Source organism: Sphingomonas vulcanisoli, assembly GCF_011761305.1.
GTDB lineage: Bacteria > Pseudomonadota > Alphaproteobacteria > Sphingomonadales > Sphingomonadaceae > Sphingomonas_I > Sphingomonas_I vulcanisoli.
The window spans coordinates 109920-124399 of record NZ_JAAOZC010000005.1 but is presented as its reverse complement, the minus strand read 5'-3'; the positions used below and the strand labels follow the sequence as shown (position 1 = coordinate 124399).

At 67.3% G+C, this 14480-nt stretch carries 16 protein-coding genes and 1 pseudogene; 7 read left to right on the top strand and 10 right to left on the bottom strand.

From position 1 onward, the window contains the following. Positions 1 to 73: 73 nt before the first annotated feature. Together FHS31_RS11135 and FHS31_RS11130 are read right to left on the bottom strand one after the other, a co-directional pair. Positions 74 to 715 (bottom strand): heme exporter protein CcmB, encoded by a 642-nt coding sequence (locus FHS31_RS11135; protein WP_167073497.1) that lies wholly within the window; start codon positions 713 to 715, stop codon positions 74 to 76. After that, on the bottom strand, positions 712 to 1392 hold the full coding sequence (locus FHS31_RS11130; RefSeq protein WP_167073495.1) for an ABC transporter ATP-binding protein: 681 nt from the start codon (positions 1390 to 1392) through the stop codon (positions 712 to 714). The genes FHS31_RS11135 and FHS31_RS11130 overlap by 4 nt, the downstream gene beginning before the upstream one ends. 51 nt (positions 1393 to 1443) lie before the next feature. Between FHS31_RS11130 and FHS31_RS11125 the strand changes: the two genes are divergently transcribed. The 4 genes from FHS31_RS11125 to FHS31_RS11110 all read left to right on the top strand — a co-directional run bounded on the left by FHS31_RS11125 (position 1444) and on the right by FHS31_RS11110 (position 4318). After that, positions 1444 to 1737: a 4a-hydroxytetrahydrobiopterin dehydratase gene (locus FHS31_RS11125; RefSeq protein ID WP_167073493.1), complete on the top strand. Its 294-nt coding sequence runs from the start codon at positions 1444 to 1446 to the stop codon at positions 1735 to 1737. Continuing rightward, the gene (locus tag FHS31_RS11120) at positions 1727 to 2479 is read left to right on the top strand and encodes an ATP-binding cassette domain-containing protein (RefSeq protein WP_167073491.1); all 753 of its coding nucleotides are present in this window, start codon (positions 1727 to 1729) and stop codon (positions 2477 to 2479) included. Before FHS31_RS11125 ends, FHS31_RS11120 begins: the two co-directional genes overlap by 11 nt. A gap of 151 nt (positions 2480 to 2630) precedes the next feature. Next, entirely contained in the window at positions 2631 to 4145 is a 1515-nt protein-coding gene (locus FHS31_RS11115; protein WP_243843417.1) for an ABC transporter permease/substrate-binding protein, read from the top strand. After that, positions 4118 to 4318, top strand: a complete 201-nt coding sequence (locus FHS31_RS11110; protein WP_425057224.1) for a DUF4169 family protein — start codon at positions 4118 to 4120, stop codon at positions 4316 to 4318. The genes FHS31_RS11115 and FHS31_RS11110 overlap by 28 nt, the downstream gene beginning before the upstream one ends. Before the next feature lie 134 nt (positions 4319 to 4452). Here the strand turns inward: FHS31_RS11110 and purF are convergent, their stop codons facing one another. Further along, positions 4453 to 5922, bottom strand: coding sequence for an amidophosphoribosyltransferase (gene purF / locus FHS31_RS11105; protein ID WP_167073489.1), 1470 nt, complete (start codon positions 5920 to 5922; stop codon positions 4453 to 4455). A gap of 111 nt (positions 5923 to 6033) precedes the next feature. Between purF and hisI the strand changes: the two genes are divergently transcribed. Together hisI and FHS31_RS11095 are read left to right on the top strand one after the other, a co-directional pair. Then, complete coding sequence (gene hisI, locus FHS31_RS11100; protein ID WP_167073487.1) at positions 6034 to 6390, top strand: phosphoribosyl-AMP cyclohydrolase; 357 nt, start codon at positions 6034 to 6036, stop codon at positions 6388 to 6390. A gap of 119 nt (positions 6391 to 6509) precedes the next feature. After that, positions 6510 to 6830 (top strand): hypothetical protein, encoded by a 321-nt coding sequence (locus FHS31_RS11095; RefSeq protein ID WP_167073485.1) that lies wholly within the window; start codon positions 6510 to 6512, stop codon positions 6828 to 6830. 61 nt (positions 6831 to 6891) lie between these two features. On the opposite strand, the gene gshB is transcribed toward FHS31_RS11095, so the two are convergent. From gshB to rsmI, 3 genes and pseudogenes are all read right to left on the bottom strand, one after another. Beyond that, positions 6892 to 7848, bottom strand: coding sequence for a glutathione synthase (gene gshB, locus FHS31_RS11090; RefSeq protein ID WP_167073484.1), 957 nt, complete (start codon positions 7846 to 7848; stop codon positions 6892 to 6894). 105 nt (positions 7849 to 7953) lie between these two features. Continuing rightward, positions 7954 to 8307, bottom strand: coding sequence for a YraN family protein (locus tag FHS31_RS11085; protein WP_167073482.1), 354 nt, complete (start codon positions 8305 to 8307; stop codon positions 7954 to 7956). A 179-nt stretch (positions 8308 to 8486) separates the two neighbouring features. Continuing rightward, positions 8487 to 9317: pseudogene (gene rsmI / locus FHS31_RS11080) on the bottom strand (16S rRNA (cytidine(1402)-2'-O)-methyltransferase); the annotation flags it as partial. On the opposite strand from rsmI, the gene FHS31_RS11075 reads away from it, so the two are divergent. After that, positions 9318 to 10499, top strand: a complete 1182-nt coding sequence (locus FHS31_RS11075; RefSeq protein ID WP_341786342.1) for a penicillin-binding protein activator — start codon at positions 9318 to 9320, stop codon at positions 10497 to 10499. It abuts the pseudogene before it with no gap. A gap of 108 nt (positions 10500 to 10607) precedes the next feature. Here FHS31_RS11075 and hemW read toward each other — a convergent pair whose 3' ends face one another. The 4 genes from hemW to FHS31_RS11055 all read right to left on the bottom strand — a co-directional run bounded on the left by hemW (position 10608) and on the right by FHS31_RS11055 (position 14421). After that, the gene (gene hemW / locus FHS31_RS11070) at positions 10608 to 11717 is read right to left on the bottom strand and encodes a radical SAM family heme chaperone HemW (RefSeq protein ID WP_243843416.1); all 1110 of its coding nucleotides are present in this window, start codon (positions 11715 to 11717) and stop codon (positions 10608 to 10610) included. Positions 11718 to 11872: 155 nt separating this feature from the next. After that, positions 11873 to 12523 (bottom strand): RdgB/HAM1 family non-canonical purine NTP pyrophosphatase, encoded by a 651-nt coding sequence (rdgB, locus tag FHS31_RS11065; RefSeq protein WP_167073476.1) that lies wholly within the window; start codon positions 12521 to 12523, stop codon positions 11873 to 11875. Then, entirely contained in the window at positions 12520 to 13236 is a 717-nt protein-coding gene (gene rph / locus FHS31_RS11060) for a ribonuclease PH (RefSeq protein WP_167073474.1), read from the bottom strand. The genes rdgB and rph overlap by 4 nt, the downstream gene beginning before the upstream one ends. Positions 13237 to 13296: 60 nt before the next feature. Further along, positions 13297 to 14421, bottom strand: a complete 1125-nt coding sequence (locus FHS31_RS11055) for an acyltransferase family protein (protein WP_167073471.1) — start codon at positions 14419 to 14421, stop codon at positions 13297 to 13299. Positions 14422 to 14480: the final 59 nt, after the last annotated feature.

Here is a 14480-nt window from a genome sequence, read left to right as displayed (position 1 = left end):
AGGCCGGAGCGCTGGAGATGGATATGCGGCGCAAGCCTCCAACGCTCCGGCCTTCGCCGGAGCACGGTAGAGGTTAATCCCGAAAGCGCAGCGCCCCCCCCACGACGAACGGCGTCCCGGCCACCAGCAGCAAGGACGCCGCCGCCAGCAATTTGAGAGCTCCCGCCCCCTGCGCCAGCGCGCCTGCGCCGAAGATCAGCAACGGGATCGCCAGCGGCAGCATCATCAGCCCGGCGAGCGCGCCCGCGCCGCGCAAGCCGGCGGTCAGCGCGGCGGTCGCCAGCGCCAGCGCCGCGAGGCCGGGGGTGCCGATCAGCAGACCGAGTTCGAGCCGCGCCAATATCGCGGGCGTAATGCCGAGCAGGGCGGCGGCGGGGAGGGTGGCCAGCATCAGCGGCGGCCCGAACGCCAGCCAATGCGCAATCAGCTTGGCGGCGCCGATGCCTTCCCGCGAGATGCCGCGCACCGTCAGCTGATCGATCACCCCGCTGGAAAGGTCGGGCGCAATCAGCCGCTCGATCGGCAGCAAAGCCGCGAGCAAAGCCGCCGCCCAGGCGATCCCGCCGCCGACCCGCCCAAGCAATTGCTGGTCCGGCCCGATCGCGAACGGCATGAGGATGGCGATCAGCAGATAGAAGAGGATCGGCAGCCAGCCGCCGCCTGATCCGAACGTCAGGACCAGATCGCGGCGGATGATGGCGAGGACGGCTCTCATAGCGCGATCCGGGTGGTCGGTTCGAAGGGCAGCGGCTGATGGCTCGCCGCGACGACGATGCCGCCGTTGGTGCGGTGCGCCTCTATCGCCGCGCCCAAGGCTTCGAGGGCTACATCGTCCAGCCCGTTGCCGGGCTCGTCGAGCAGCCACACCACCGCCCCACTGGAGATCGTCCGCGCCAGCACGGCGCGCTTGCGCTGGCCGGTGGAGAGCATCCGCACGGGGATTTGGGCAAGGTGGGCGATGCCCATCGCGGTCATGGCGGAATTGAGATAGCTGGGATCACCCTCACCCTCCCGGCGCTGCGCGCCTCCCTCCCTCTCCCTCGAGGGAGAGGGAAGGGGCCCGATCGGCGAAGACGATTGGGAAGGGTGAGGGTGATCAACGCCATCAATTCCAGCCCAGAATCCCAGCGCTGCCTCCAGCGTCCGCCCTTCATCCAGCGCCGCCTGCTCCGCCGCCAACGCAACCTTGCCCTCCACTGTCACCCGGCCCGCCGCGGGCGCCAGCAACCCTGCGATCACCCGCAGCAAGCTCGATTTGCCGACGCCGTTCGGCCCCGTCACCAGCGCGGCCTCGCCTGGTCCCAGCCGCAGGCCGAGCCCTTCGAACAGCAGCCGGTCCCCGCGCAGGCAGGCGACGTCCTCCAGGATCAGCGCGGTTTGACCTTCCCCCATCTTCCCTGCGACATAGAAGGTGGCGCGATGCCGCGCCAGCGGGAGCAGCCCTTGACCATCCGACGTCTCGACGAAGCCGAACGCGCCGAAGCGCTCAGCGGCCTGCCCGAATGGCGCTATGATCCCGGCCGTGACGCGATCCACCGCCGCTTGACCTTCCTCGATTTCGCCGCCGCCTTCGCTTTCATGACGCGGATCGCAATCCTCGCCGAGAAGGCGGATCATCATCCCGAATGGTCCAATGTCTGGAACCGCGTCGATATCACGCTGACCACGCATGATGCCGACGGTCTTTCCCAGCGCGATGTGGCGCTGGCGCAGGCGATCGATTCGATTGTCGGCTGAACCCGCGCTCGCGTTCGAAGCCGTCGTCCGCCGCCATGGCACGGTGACGGCGGTGGATGGGGTTAGTGTGGCAATCGCGGCAGGCAGGTTCGTCGCCTTGGTGGGGACTTCGGGGTCGGGCAAATCGAGCCTGCTGCGGATGGCCAACCGGCTCGACGCGCCCGACGATGGCCGCGTGCTGCGCGATGGCCGGGACGTTGCGGGGCTCGATCCGATCAAGCTGCGGCGCGAGACCGGCTATGTCTTCCAGAACATCGGCCTGTTCCCGCATATGTCGGTCGCGGAGAATATCGCGATAGGGCCGCGGCTCTGTGGTGAGAGCGTCGATGTCGCGGCGCGGCTGCGGCAGGTTGGGTTGCCCGAGGATCATGCGCGCCGGATGCCCGCCGAACTCTCTGGCGGGCAGCAGCAGCGCGTCGGCATCGCCCGCGCGCTGGCCGGCGGCGGCAAGCTGCTGCTGATGGACGAGCCGTTCGGCGCGCTCGATCCGGTGACGCGCGATCAGCTCGGGCGCACGGTGCGCGCTTTGCATGCGAGCGAGGGGCTGACAACGATCCTCGTGACGCACGACATGGCCGAGGCGCTGCTGCTCGCCGATCGCGTGCTGGTGATGGCGAAGGGGCGGATCGTGGGCGATGCCACGCCTGCCGAGATGCTGGCGGGCAAGGCGGGCGCGGAAGCGGCGGCGCTGGTCGCGGTGCCGAGGGACCAGGCCGAGCGGCTCAAGGCGCTGGGGGGGTGAGGGCGCGCCGATCCTCTTTTTTAGCCCCTCCCCTTCAGGGGAGGGGTTGGGGTGGGGGAGTCCGATCGCCCCAAAAGCGCCGTCGGGGGCATCGAGCCCCCGTCGCCGCTACCCCACCCCCGTCCCCTCCCCTGAAGGGGAGGGGCTCATCTTGATAAGCGCCCTCGCCCAATTGCCGCCGCTGATCGCCAGCCACCTGCTGCTTTCCGCAGCGGCCATGGCGTTGGCGCTCATCGTCGGCCTGCCGCTGGCAATCCTCGCCGCGCGCCGCCCCCGCCTCCGCGCCGTCGCGCTGGGGCTCGCCGGGCTGATCCAGACGATTCCCGGGCTCGCCCTCCTCGCGCTTTTCTACCCGCTGCTGCTGTGGCTCTCGAAACTCGTCGGCGGCGGCATCCCGGCGCTAGGCTTCCTGCCCGCATTACTGGCTCTTTCGCTCTATGCCCTGCTGCCGATCCTGCGGAATACGATCGCGGGCCTCAACGGCATCGATGCGGGCGTGCTGCAGGCGGCGGACGGTGTCGGCATGACCGCCGGCCAACGGCTGCGGCTGGTCGAACTGCCGCTGGCCGCGCCGGTGGCGATGGCGGGGATCCGTACCGCGGCGGTGTGGACGATCGGCGCGGCGACGCTCGCCACCACGGTCGGCTATCCGTCGCTCGGCAACCCGATCTTTTCGGGGCTACAGACCGAAAGCTGGGTGCTGGTGCTCTCCGGCTGCGTCGGCGCGGCGGGGCTGGCGCTGGCGGTGGATGGGCTGCTCGCGCTGATCGAGCGCGGGATCGCGAAGCGGCGCAAAGGGCCGATCGGGGCCGGGCTGATCCCATTGGCGGTCGCGCTGGGGTTGGCGCTGATGCCTACCGGCACGGCCTCGACGCGCCCGACCATCACCGTCGGCGCCAAGAATTTCTCGGAGCAGTTCATCCTCGCCCGGCTGATCGGCACCCGGCTGGAGAAAGCGGGCTATCAGGTCCGCTATCGGGAGGGGCTGGGATCGGCGGTGGCGTTCCGCGCGCTCGCGGGCGGCGATGTCGATGTCTATGTCGATTATTCGGGAACGTTGTGGACCGGGGCGATGGGGCGCAGTGACACGCCTTCGCGGGCGGCGATGCTCGACGGGATCGCAAGATGGATGGCGGCGGGGCCGAAGACCGCGCTGCTCGGGCCGCTGGGGTTCGAGAATGCCTATGCGCTGGCGATGCGCGCGGGCAGCGGGATCGGATCGCTCGATCAGCTCGCCGCCAGGGCGCCGAGGCTGGCGCTGGGCGCGGACCTGGAATTCCTCGATCGGCCCGAATGGAAGGCGGTGCGGGATACTTATGGCCTGCGCTTCCGCGACAGCCGCGCTTATAGCCCCACCTTCATGTACCGCGCGCTGGCGAGCGGGCAGGCGGACGTGATCTCGGCTTTCTCTTCGGACGGACGGATCGCGGCGGAGCATCTCGTCGTGCTCGGCGATCCGAAAGGCGCGCTGCCGCATTATGATGCGGTGTTGTTGCTGTCGCCGGCGCATGCCGGGGACGCGAAGCTGCGCGCGGCGCTGCAGCCGCTGATCGACGCGATCCCGGTGGAGACGATGCGGCAGGCCAATTATCTGGTCGATCGCGATACGGATAAGGCAACGCCCGAGACGGCGGCGGCGTGGCTGGCCAGGACGATCGGGCGCTGATGGCGGAGATCGTCAACCTCAGGATGGCGCGCAAGGCCAGGGCGCGGGCGGCGAAGGAAGCCGAAGCGGCGGAGAAGCGCGCGCTGCATGGGCGGAGCAAGGCGGTGCGGACGCTGGCCGAGGCAGAGAAGGCGCGAGTAGCGCGGGAGTTGGATGGCAAAAAGCGGGACTAGATCCTCCCCGGCACGGGGAGGTGGCAGGCCGGGAGGCCTGACGGAGGGGGCTCCCAATTCAGCGCTACGCCTAGTGGAAAGCCCCCTCCACCACCGCTTCGCGGCGGTCCCCCTCCCCGTTCCGGGGAGGAGTTCTAGGCCATCACCCTCTCATCCAGCAGCGCGAACTGGTCGGGGACGGCGATATCGTCGTGATCGGTCAGCGGCGTCGGATAATCGCCGGTGAAGCAGGCGTCGCAATGGCTGGGCTTGAGCGCGTCACGGCCTTGCTCACCCAAAGCCCGATACAGCCCGTCGACCGAGACGAAAGCCAGGCTGTCGGCGTTGATATAGGCCGCCATCTCCTCGACCGTCATCCGCGCGGCGAGCAATTTGGCGCGCTCGGGCGTGTCGACGCCATAGAAACAGCTGTGCCGCGTCGGCGGCGAGGCGATGCGCATATGCACCTCGGTCGCGCCGGCATCGCGCATCATCTGCACGATCTTGAGGCTGGTGGTGCCGCGCACGATCGAATCGTCGATCAGCACGATGCGCTTGCCCCGGATTAGCGCGCTGTTGGCGTTGTGCTTAAGCTTGACGCCGAGATGGCGGATATTGTCGGCGGGCTGGATGAAGGTGCGGCCGACATAATGGCTGCGGATGATGCCGAGTTCGAACGGGATGCCGCTCGCCTGCGCATAGCCGATCGCCGCCGGCACGCCCGAATCGGGGACGGGGATGACCATATCGACCTCCACCGGCCGCTCACGCGCCAGCTCGGCGCCGATCGCCTTGCGGACGTCGTAGACCGAACGCCCGTCCGAAACCGAATCGGGGCGCGAGAAATAGACATGTTCGAACACGCAGGGCCGCGCGCGGACCTCGCCGAACGGGCGGACCGATCGGATGCCGCTTTCGGAGACGGTGATGAGTTCGCCGGGCTCGACCTCGCGCACGAACTCCGCGCCGCAGACGTCGAGCGCCACCGTCTCGCTGGCGAAGATCGTCGCATCGCCGAGCTTGCCCATCACCAGTGGCCGGATGCCGAGCGGATCGCGGCAGGCGATCATGCCCTCGGGCGTCATGCAGATCAGCGAATACGCACCCTCGATCTGGCGCAGCGCATCGATGAAGCGATCGATCAAAGTGCGATATTGTGAGGTGGCGACGAGGTGGATGATCGTCTCGGTGTCGCTGGTCGATTGGAAGATCGATCCGCGCCGCACCAGATCGCGGCGCAGCTTCACCGCGTTGGAAAGATTGCCATTGTGGGCGACGGCAAAACCGCCGCTCTGCAGCTCGGCGAACAGGGGCTGGACGTTGCGGAGCGCGGTCTCGCCGGTGGTCGAATAGCGGACATGGCCGCAGGCGACCCGGCCGGGCAGCGCGCGGATGATGTCGTCGCGATCGAAATTGCCCGCGACGTGACCCATCGCGCGGTGGGTATGGAAAGCAGCGCCGTCCCAGCTGGTGACGCCCGCCGCCTCCTGCCCGCGATGCTGGAGCGCGTGCAGCCCGAGCGCGACGATCGCCGCCGCCGATTCGGCGTTGAACACCCCGAACACACCGCACTCCTCGCGGAGTTTGTCGCCATATTCGTCTTCGAAGGGATTGGTGGTCAGCATTATCCGTCCCGCTGCGCCGCGCCCCGCGATATAGGGCCCCGGAGCGCTTTTGTCGCCTGCCGTGCGCCCGTAGATGACAATTGAGTTGCAAGTTAGGCCGAGGAAATACGGATGAGCATTGAAACGACCGATGCGCTGACGCCCCGCTGGGACGCCGCCGGCCTGATCACCGCGGTCGCCACCCATGCGGTGAGCGGCGAGGTGCTGATGCTCGCGCATATGAATGCAGACGCGCTGGCGCGGACGATCGAGACCGGCGAGGCGTGGTTCTGGTCGCGGTCGCGCGGGCGGCTTTGGAAGAAGGGCGAGAGCTCCGGGCATGTGCTGCGCGTGATCGAGGCCCGGATCGATTGCGATCAGGATGCGGTCTGGCTGCGGGTCGATCCGGCCGGGCCTGCCTGCCACACCGGCGAGCGCAGTTGCTTCTACCGGCGAATCGAAGGCGAGCGGCTCATCCACGGCGCCTGAGGGGCGTTTTGACGAATCAGTCCGATTCGGACCAATTCATAAATATTAAGTTCATGCAACTCCCAACTGATTGAGAGGTTAATATCCCTGTAAGTGTTTTGGTAGCGTGGGTTTTCGTGATGGGTAGCTTAGTAGCGAAGAGTTTTGTGCTAGTAGCTTTGTGTAGCCCTGCGGTTCCAGCGTTTGCAGACGCTCCGATTTCTGGGGCGATTGGTAATGGCAGCGTTTTATCTGATCTTGATGTTGGTGATCGCCACACAGAAATTAAGAATTACTGGACTGCCAGTAGTGAATATTATGTTTCTACTCCGGGCCGCGGCGCTGTCAGTGCCTCGGCGCCGCGCCGGGTGCTGATCACCGGTTACCACCCCGTCGAGGGGTTCGAGGCCGAGATCTTGGCGGAAGCCGCCAACCGCGCGGCGCACACCGCCCATCCATAAAAACCGCAACGCATAATGAGTTAGGCCGCCGTGGGTTCCCCCCTTTTCCTGCGGCGGCCTTCTATGCGTAGGCAGCTTTCTGCCGTTTTTCGATCGCATTCCAGATCAGTGCGGCGGTATCGGTGCCGTTGAAGCGATCGATTGCAACGATGCCGGTGGGCGAGGTGACGTTGATTTCGGTCAAATAGCCCGCGATCACGTCGATTCCGACGAACAGCAGCCCGCGCCGCGCCAGTTCCGGGCCGAGCTTGGCGCAAATTTCCACCTCCCTCGCCGTCAGCTCGGCCTGCGCACCCTTGCCGCCGACCGCGAGATTGGAGCGGATTTCGCCCGGCTTGGGCAGGCGGTTGACCGCGCCCGCCGGTTGGCCGTCGATCAGCACGATGCGTTTGTCGCCCTTGGACACGTCGGGCAGAAAGGCCTGCACCATGAACGGCTCGCGCCACACCTGTCCGAACAATTCGGTGAGCGCGGCGAGGTTGGCGTCGGCCTTGCCGACATGGAACACCGCCGATCCGGCATTGCCGTAAAGCGGCTTCACGACGACTTCGCCATGCGCGGCATGGAAAGCGCGGGCCCGCTCTAGGCTGCGCGTGATCATCGTCGGCGGCATGAATTCGGCATAATCGAGCACGAACAATTTCTCGGGCGCGTTGCGCACCGCGGCGGGATCGTTGACCACCAACGTCTCGTGCTGAATGCGTTCGAGCAAATGGGTCGCGGTGATATAGGCCAGATCGAACGGCGGATCCTGGCGCATCAGCACCACATCGATATCGCTGCCCAGATCGATCGTCTCGATCGGCCCGGCGGTGAAATGGCCGCCCTCGACGCGCTGGACGGTGACCGCGCGGGCGGGTGCGGTGAGGCGGCCATCGACATAGGTCAGATCGCCCGCCTGATAATGCCAGAGCTTATGCCCCCGCGCCTGGGCGGAGAGCATCACCGCGAAAGTCGAATCACCCGCGATGTTGACCGTTTCCAGCGGATCCATCTGAACCGCGACGCGAAGGCTCATCCACTCACTCCCGTTCGTCCCGAGCGCAGTCGAGACACGCCGGCTACGTCCCTCGACTTCGCTCGGGACCAACGGAGGGCTAGGTAGGCGCGCCAACCGGCGCTGTCACCCGATCCAGGCGTTCTCGATATGCCGCAACGCGCGGCCGGGCGCGATCAGGATGACGTCGATGCGGATATCGTCCTGCGGCCCGGCGTAGCGCGGCATCAATAGCTCGGCGGCGGCAGCGACGCGCGCAAGGCGGCGCTCGTCGATCGCGAAATCGAGATCGGCGGCGGTGGCGCGGCGCTTCACTTCGACGAAGGCGATGAGATTGCCACGTTTGGCGACGAGATCGACCTCGCCAACGGACGTGCGCACCCGGCGATCGAGGATGCGCCAGCCTTTGAGCCGCAGCCACCACGCCGCCGCCGTCTCGCCAAGCCGCCCCTGCGCCTCCGCCCGACGGCGATCGCGCACTACTCCCCCTCCCCTTCAGGGGAGGGGGCCGGGGGGTGGGGGAGACGTAGAGAGGCAACACCACGTCGATTATCCGCATCCCCCACCCCAACCCAGTTCGGACTGAAACTGCCCCCGGCAGTTTCAGGCGGTGCCGGGGGCACCGCCGACCCCGAACTCCTGAAGGGGAGGGGCTTATCTTTCAACGCCAACGCTCGCGCATACAGATCCCGCTTGTTGAGCCCCGTCGCCTTGGCCACCTCGCCCGCCGCCCTCGCTGCAGGCAGCCGCGCCAGCGCCTCCGCCAGCAACACATCCGCCTCAGCCTCGCTCGCAGGCTCGGCCTCGCCAGGCGGGCCGACGACGATCACGATCTCCCCCTTGGGCGGCGCATCGGCATAGCGCGCGGCCAGCGCCGAGAGCGTGCCCGTCACGCATTCCTCAAACGTCTTGCTGATCTCGCGCGCCACCGCTGCATCGCGGTCGCCCAAGCCCTCGGCCAGCGCCGCCAAAGCTGACGAAAGGCGCGGCCCGCTTTCGTAGAAGATCAGGGTCGCCCGAATACCTGCCACCTCGGCTATCGCCGTCGTCCGCGCGCCGGCCTTGCTCGGCAGAAAGCCCGCGAACAGGAAGCGGTCGCTCGGCAATCCCGACAGCGTGATCGCGGCGATGGCGGCGCACGGCCCGGGGAGGGTCGTAACGGCATGCCCCGCCGCCCGCGCATCACGGACCAGCTTGTAGCCGGGATCGGAAATCAGCGGTGTGCCCGCGTCCGAGACCAAAGCGATCGATTCGCTGCCCAGCCGCGCGATCAGGCCGGGGCGGACGCGATCGGCGTTATGATCGTGATAGGGGATCATCGGCCGCTTGATGCCGATATGGTGGAGCAGCTTGGCCGTCACCCGGCTATCCTCCACCGCGATGGCGTCGGCGCGGGCAAGAATATCGGCGGCGCGCGGAGTCAGGTCGCCGAGATTGCCGATCGGTGTCGCCACGATGTAGAGGCCGGGGCGAAGAGGATCGGGTTGCATATGGGTAGCATGGCAGAGGCAGGGCGTGTCCGGCAATCATGGCGGCGTGCCGCGGCAATGGCGTTCGCGCTGCTGCTCGCCGCATGCCAAACGGCGGGGCCGGTCCGGCGCGCGCCGATCGCGCCGCCGCCGCCGCCCAAGGCCGGCCCTGCCGCGCCCATTTCGGCGCTGCCTGAGGATCGCGAACGGCATCGCGTCGCTCTGCTGGTGCCGCTTTCCGGCCCGAACGGCAGTGTCGGCCAATCGATCGCCAATGCCGCGCAGCTGGCGCTGGCGGATACCAAGGATCGCGCGCTGCGCGTCACCACTTACGATACCGGCACGGGCGCGACGGCCGCGGCGACCAAGGCGATCGCCGACGGCAACCAGCTGATCCTCGGCCCCCTGCTGGGCGAGGATGTCCGTGCCGTTGCGCCCGTCGCCAAGGGTGCCGGGGTGCCGGTGCTCGCCTTCTCCAATGATGCGGGCGCGGTCAGTGACAATGTCTGGCTGCTCGGGTTCCAGCCCGCGCAATCGATCGATCGCGTCGTGCGCTATGCCAAGTCGCGCGGGCTGACGCGCTTCGCCGGGCTGGTGCCGCAGGGCGCCTATGGCCGCGGCGCCGCCAACACCCTGATCCGCGCGGCGGAAGCGGCAGGCGGCAATGTCGTCACCATGCAGAGCTACGAGCGCAGCCCCAAGGCGATCGGCGCGGCGGTGACTTTGCTCTCCAAGCAGAAATATGATGCCGTGCTGATCGCCGACAGCGGCCGCGTGGCGGTGATGGCCGCACCGCTGATCCGCAGCCACGGCGGCCAGGACGCGCGGCTGCTCGGCACCGAATTATGGAACGCGGAGACGGGGCTCAACGCCGCCGCGACGATGGCCGGTGCCTGGTATGCCAGCGTGGACGATGCGATGTTCCAGTCTCTCGCGGCGCGCTACAAGGCGCGCTACGGACGCACCCCGTTCCGGCTGACCAGCCTCGGCTATGATGCGGTGCTGCTCGCGGTGCGGATCGCGCGCGATTGGAAGCCCGGCGCGCCCTTCCCGCAGGATCGGCTGAGCGACGAGGACGGCTTTTCGGGCGTGGACGGCGCGTTCCGCTTCGGATCGAGCCATCTCGCCGAGCGGGCGCTGGCGGTGCACCAGCTCGGGCCGAACGGCGGCACGGTGGTTTCGCCGGCGGCGGCGCAGTTTTAGATCCACCCGTAGCTTTCATCTCCTTTCGTGCTGAGCTTGTCGAAGCACAGTCCTTCCTTTTCGCGCGGAAAGAAGTGCGGCCCTTCGACAAGCTCAGGGCGAACGGTTTTAGTGGCTTCGCGTGATCTCGCGCAGGATCGCCTCGAGCAGCAGCATCGCGTGGGGCATGACGCGCAGCCGGTCCGGATCGTTGGCCAGCAGACGCTGCGCCGTTAGGCGGGAAACGGCCTTGCGATCGATCACCCGCTCCACCTTCGCCAGCGGAATGCCCTCCTCCAGCCGCAAACCCATCAGCAGCGCCTCCGTCGCCTGCTTCTCGGCGGAGAGCGCTTCCTCCTCGACGATGCCATGGCGCTGGTCGGCGATGGCGCTGAGCCAATTCTCCGGCTTGCGATGGCGCACCGTCGCCACGCCCGCGCGCCGCCCGTGCGCGCCGGGGCCGATGCCGAGGTAATCGGCGTAGCGCCAGTAAGCGAGATTGTGGCGGCTCTCCTGGCCGGGGCGGGCGTGGTTGGAGACTTCATAGGCGGGCAGGCCCGCGGCGGCGGCTTGGGAGCGGGTGAGTTCGAAGATGTCGGCGGCGAGGTCATCGTCGAGCGGCGACAGATCTCCTCTAGCGAGGAGGGTCGCGAAGCGCGTGCCGGGCTCGATCGTCAGCTGGTAGAGCGAGAGGTGATCGGTGCCGAACGCCAGCGCGCGGGCGAGTTCGGCCTCCCACTCTGCGGGTGTCTGGTTGGGCCGGGCGTAGATCAGATCGAAGCTGACGCGATCGAAATAGCGCTGCGCGACGTCCAGTGCGGCAAGTCCTTCGACGCAATCGTGCGCGCGTCCGAGGAAACGCAAGGTCTCGTCATCGAGCGCCTGCAACCCGAGACTGACGCGGTTGACCCCCACCGCGGCGAAATCGGCGAAGCGCGCGGCCTCGACCGAGGAGGGGTTGGCCTCCAGTGTGATCTCAATCCCCGGCGCGAAGCCCCAGTGGCGTTCGGCGGCGGTGATCAGCGCGGCGGCCGTGGCGGGCGGCATCAGCGAGGGCGTACCGCCGCCGAAGAAGATCGAGGTCAGGGGGCGGCGCGGGGCAAATTCGGCCTCGTAGGCAAGATCGGCGAGGAGGGCGGTGCGCCATTGGTCCTGATCGACGCTGTCGCGGACGTGGCTGTTGAAGTCGCAATAAGGGCACTTAGAGACGCAAAACGGCCAGTGGATGTAGAGGGCCAATACACCCTCTCCCCTTGTGGGAGAGGGCAGGGAGAGGGGATCGGGCGACGGGGCTCGATGCCCCGGCGCGCGAATCACGGGATGCGGGACGCTCGCTGCGCTCGCGCCACCTCTCCCAAACCCCTCTCCCACGAGGGGAGAGGGGCTATTCGCCGTCATCCCAACACCGCCGCGACCAGCTTCCCGAACGCATCCGCACGATGGCTGATCGCATGCTTCTCCGCCGGATCGATCTCGGCGAAGGTCTGCTCCATGCCATTGGCCACGAACACTGGATCATAGCCGAAGCCCACCGCGCCGCGCGGCGGCCAGGTCAGCGTGCCGTCCACGCGGCCCTCGAAGCTTTCGACATGGCCGTCGGGCCAGCACAGCGAGAGCACGCAGACGAAATGCGCGTCGCGCCCCGCCTCCGGCCCCTTGGCGGCAAGCGCATCCTCGACCTTGCGCATGGCCAGCTGCCAATCGCGCCCGTTCGGCGTCTCCGCCCAATTGGCGGTGTAGACGCCCGGATCTCCGCCCAGCGCATCGACGCACAGGCCGCTGTCATCGGCCAGCGCGACCATGCCGGAGAGATCGGCGGAGAAGCGCGCCTTCAATTCGGCGTTGGCGACGAAGGTGGTGCCGGTCTCCTCGGGCTCGGGAATGCCGAGCGAGGCGGCCGAGACGGGCTCGATGCCATAGGGTTCGAGCAGGGCGCGAATCTCACGCACCTTGCCCTCATTATGACTGGCGATGACGAGCTTGCCCGGCTGCAGCTTGCGATGCGGCACGGGCGTGGGCTCGTCGTCGACCAGGTCAATGTTCATTTGCGTACCGCCTGCAATTGCGCCGCGAAAATATCATTGCAGCCGATCCGCGCCAGCCGCAGCAGGCGGAGCAATGCCTCCTCGTCATAGGTCGCGCCTTCGGCGGTGGCCTGCGCCTCGGCGATATTGCCGTCCGACAGAAGCACGAAATTGGCATCGGCATGCGCGTTCGAATCCTCGATATAATCGAGATCGAGCACCGGCGTGCCTTCATAGATGCCGCACGAGATCGCCGCGACCTGCGCCTTGATCGGATCGGCGGTCAGCTTGCCTTCGGCGAGCAGCCCGTCGATCGCCAGCCTGAGCGCCACCCAGGCGCCCGAGATCGAAGCGGTGCGCGTGCCGCCATCGGCCTGGATCACGTCGCAATCGAGCGTGATCTGGCGCTCGCCCAGCAAAGTCATGTCGACCACCGAGCGGAGCGAACGGCCGATCAGCCGCTGGATTTCCTGCGTGCGGCCCGATTGCTTGCCCTTGGCCGCCTCGCGCGATCCGCGGGTGTTGGTGGCGCGGGGCAGCATGCCATATTCGGCGGTCACCCAGCCCTGGCCCTTGCCGCGCAGGAAGGGCGGCACCCGCTCTTCCACGCTGGCGGTGACAAGCACCTTGGTATCGCCGAAGCCGATGAGCACGCTGCCCTCGGCATGTTTGGTGAAAGCAGGCTGGATGCTGATCGCCCGCATTTGATCGGGGGCGCGGCCGGAGGGGCGCATGGTGGGTTCCTTGTGTTGGCGAGCGCCGCCCCTAGCCCGATGCGCCGCGATCCGCCAGCCTCACGGAGCCGCCGGCGACGCTGCGATCGGCGCGGCGCGATGGCCGAGCAGGCGCCTGGAGAGCCACTGCCGCGCAGGCCGCTCGACATGGTTGAACGTCCCCCAGGAAACGAGGATCACCGCGCCGTAGACGATCGCGATCTTGGCGAGCCGGACCAGCGGATCGTCCGGATCCTCGGGCGTCACGACCCGGATCCAGACCGTATCGATCATCTCCATCATGCAGATATGGTTGAGGTAGACCGAGTAGGAAATGTCGCCGAGGAACAGCAAAGGCCTGCGATCGAGCAGCCAGGGCAACAGCCCGCGATCGCTCCATGTCGCGCCGACCAGCGCGATCACGGCGGGAATGATCAGGGGATCGCAGCCCGGCATCAGCAGCACCGCGATCACGCCCGCCGCACCCGCAATCTGGAAGGCGGAAAGCCACGCCACCGGCAGCGCGTCGATTCGATCGCGCAAATAATAGATCTGCATGCCCAGCATGAAGCCCGCGATGCAGCGCGCCGGCGCCCAGCCGCCGATGATATCGAGGCTGCCCGTGTCGCCTGCGATCCAAAGGTAGAACGCCAGCGAGACGAGGAGCATCGCCGTCCGCGTCAGCCCATCCGCCCGGATGCGCGCGTTCACCAGCAGAGGAAACAGCGCATAAGCGACAATCTCGGCGCTGATCGACCAGCTGGCGATGTTCCAGCCACCGAAATCGGGGATCCAGGCGTTGAGCATCAGCGCCTGCGAGGCGAGGATCAAAAGCGATCGCTCCGACCAATCGACTTTCACCGGATGGTGCGCGACGATGAAGGCCAGGCTGAACGCGATGCGGAACAGCAGCAGATAGGCCAGGCAGAAGATCAGCAGCGGATAGAGTCGGGCAAAGCGGGCGCGGAAGAAGCTGTTGGCCTCGGCCCATGTCACCGGCGCGCGGCGATCGGCACGATTGGCGTAGGCGATGATGAAGCCGCTCAGCACGAAGAACAAATCGACCGCGAGATAGCCGCGCGCGAAGAAATGCGTCGCCGTCTCGAACGCCAATTTGTGCGTGTCGAACTGGAAATGATAGGCGACCACGAGCAGGGCCGCGATGCCGCGGAGCGCCGCATGGGACTGAATCTGGCGCAACGGCATGGCGACGCTACAGCATTCCCGATCGCGCATTGCAATTGCGGGCGCGCCGCTGCCCCATT

What these genes read in the sequence shown, in the direction of transcription:
- FHS31_RS11055 (WP_167073471.1), bottom strand. Translation starts at nt 14,421, where the DNA reads ATGCCGTTGCGCCAGATTCAGTCCCATGCGGCGCTCCGCGGCATCGCG.
- gshB (WP_167073484.1), bottom strand. Translation starts at nt 7,848, where the DNA reads ATGAGCCTTCGCGTCGCGGTTCAGATGGATCCGCTGGAAACGGTCAAC.
- purF (WP_167073489.1), bottom strand. Translation starts at nt 5,922, where the DNA reads ATGCTGACCACCAATCCCTTCGAAGACGAATATGGCGACAAACTCCGC.
- FHS31_RS11135 (WP_167073497.1), bottom strand. Translation starts at nt 715, where the DNA reads ATGAGAGCCGTCCTCGCCATCATCCGCCGCGATCTGGTCCTGACGTTC.
- FHS31_RS11095 (WP_167073485.1), top strand. Translation starts at nt 6,510, where the DNA reads ATGGGTAGCTTAGTAGCGAAGAGTTTTGTGCTAGTAGCTTTGTGTAGC.
- FHS31_RS11130 (WP_167073495.1), bottom strand. Translation starts at nt 1,392, where the DNA reads ATGGGGGAAGGTCAAACCGCGCTGATCCTGGAGGACGTCGCCTGCCTG.
- FHS31_RS11075 (WP_341786342.1), top strand. Translation starts at nt 9,318, where the DNA reads ATGGGTAGCATGGCAGAGGCAGGGCGTGTCCGGCAATCATGGCGGCGT.
- rph (WP_167073474.1), bottom strand. Translation starts at nt 13,236, where the DNA reads ATGCGCCCCTCCGGCCGCGCCCCCGATCAAATGCGGGCGATCAGCATC.
- hisI (WP_167073487.1), top strand. Translation starts at nt 6,034, where the DNA reads ATGAGCATTGAAACGACCGATGCGCTGACGCCCCGCTGGGACGCCGCC.
- rdgB (WP_167073476.1), bottom strand. Translation starts at nt 12,523, where the DNA reads ATGAACATTGACCTGGTCGACGACGAGCCCACGCCCGTGCCGCATCGC.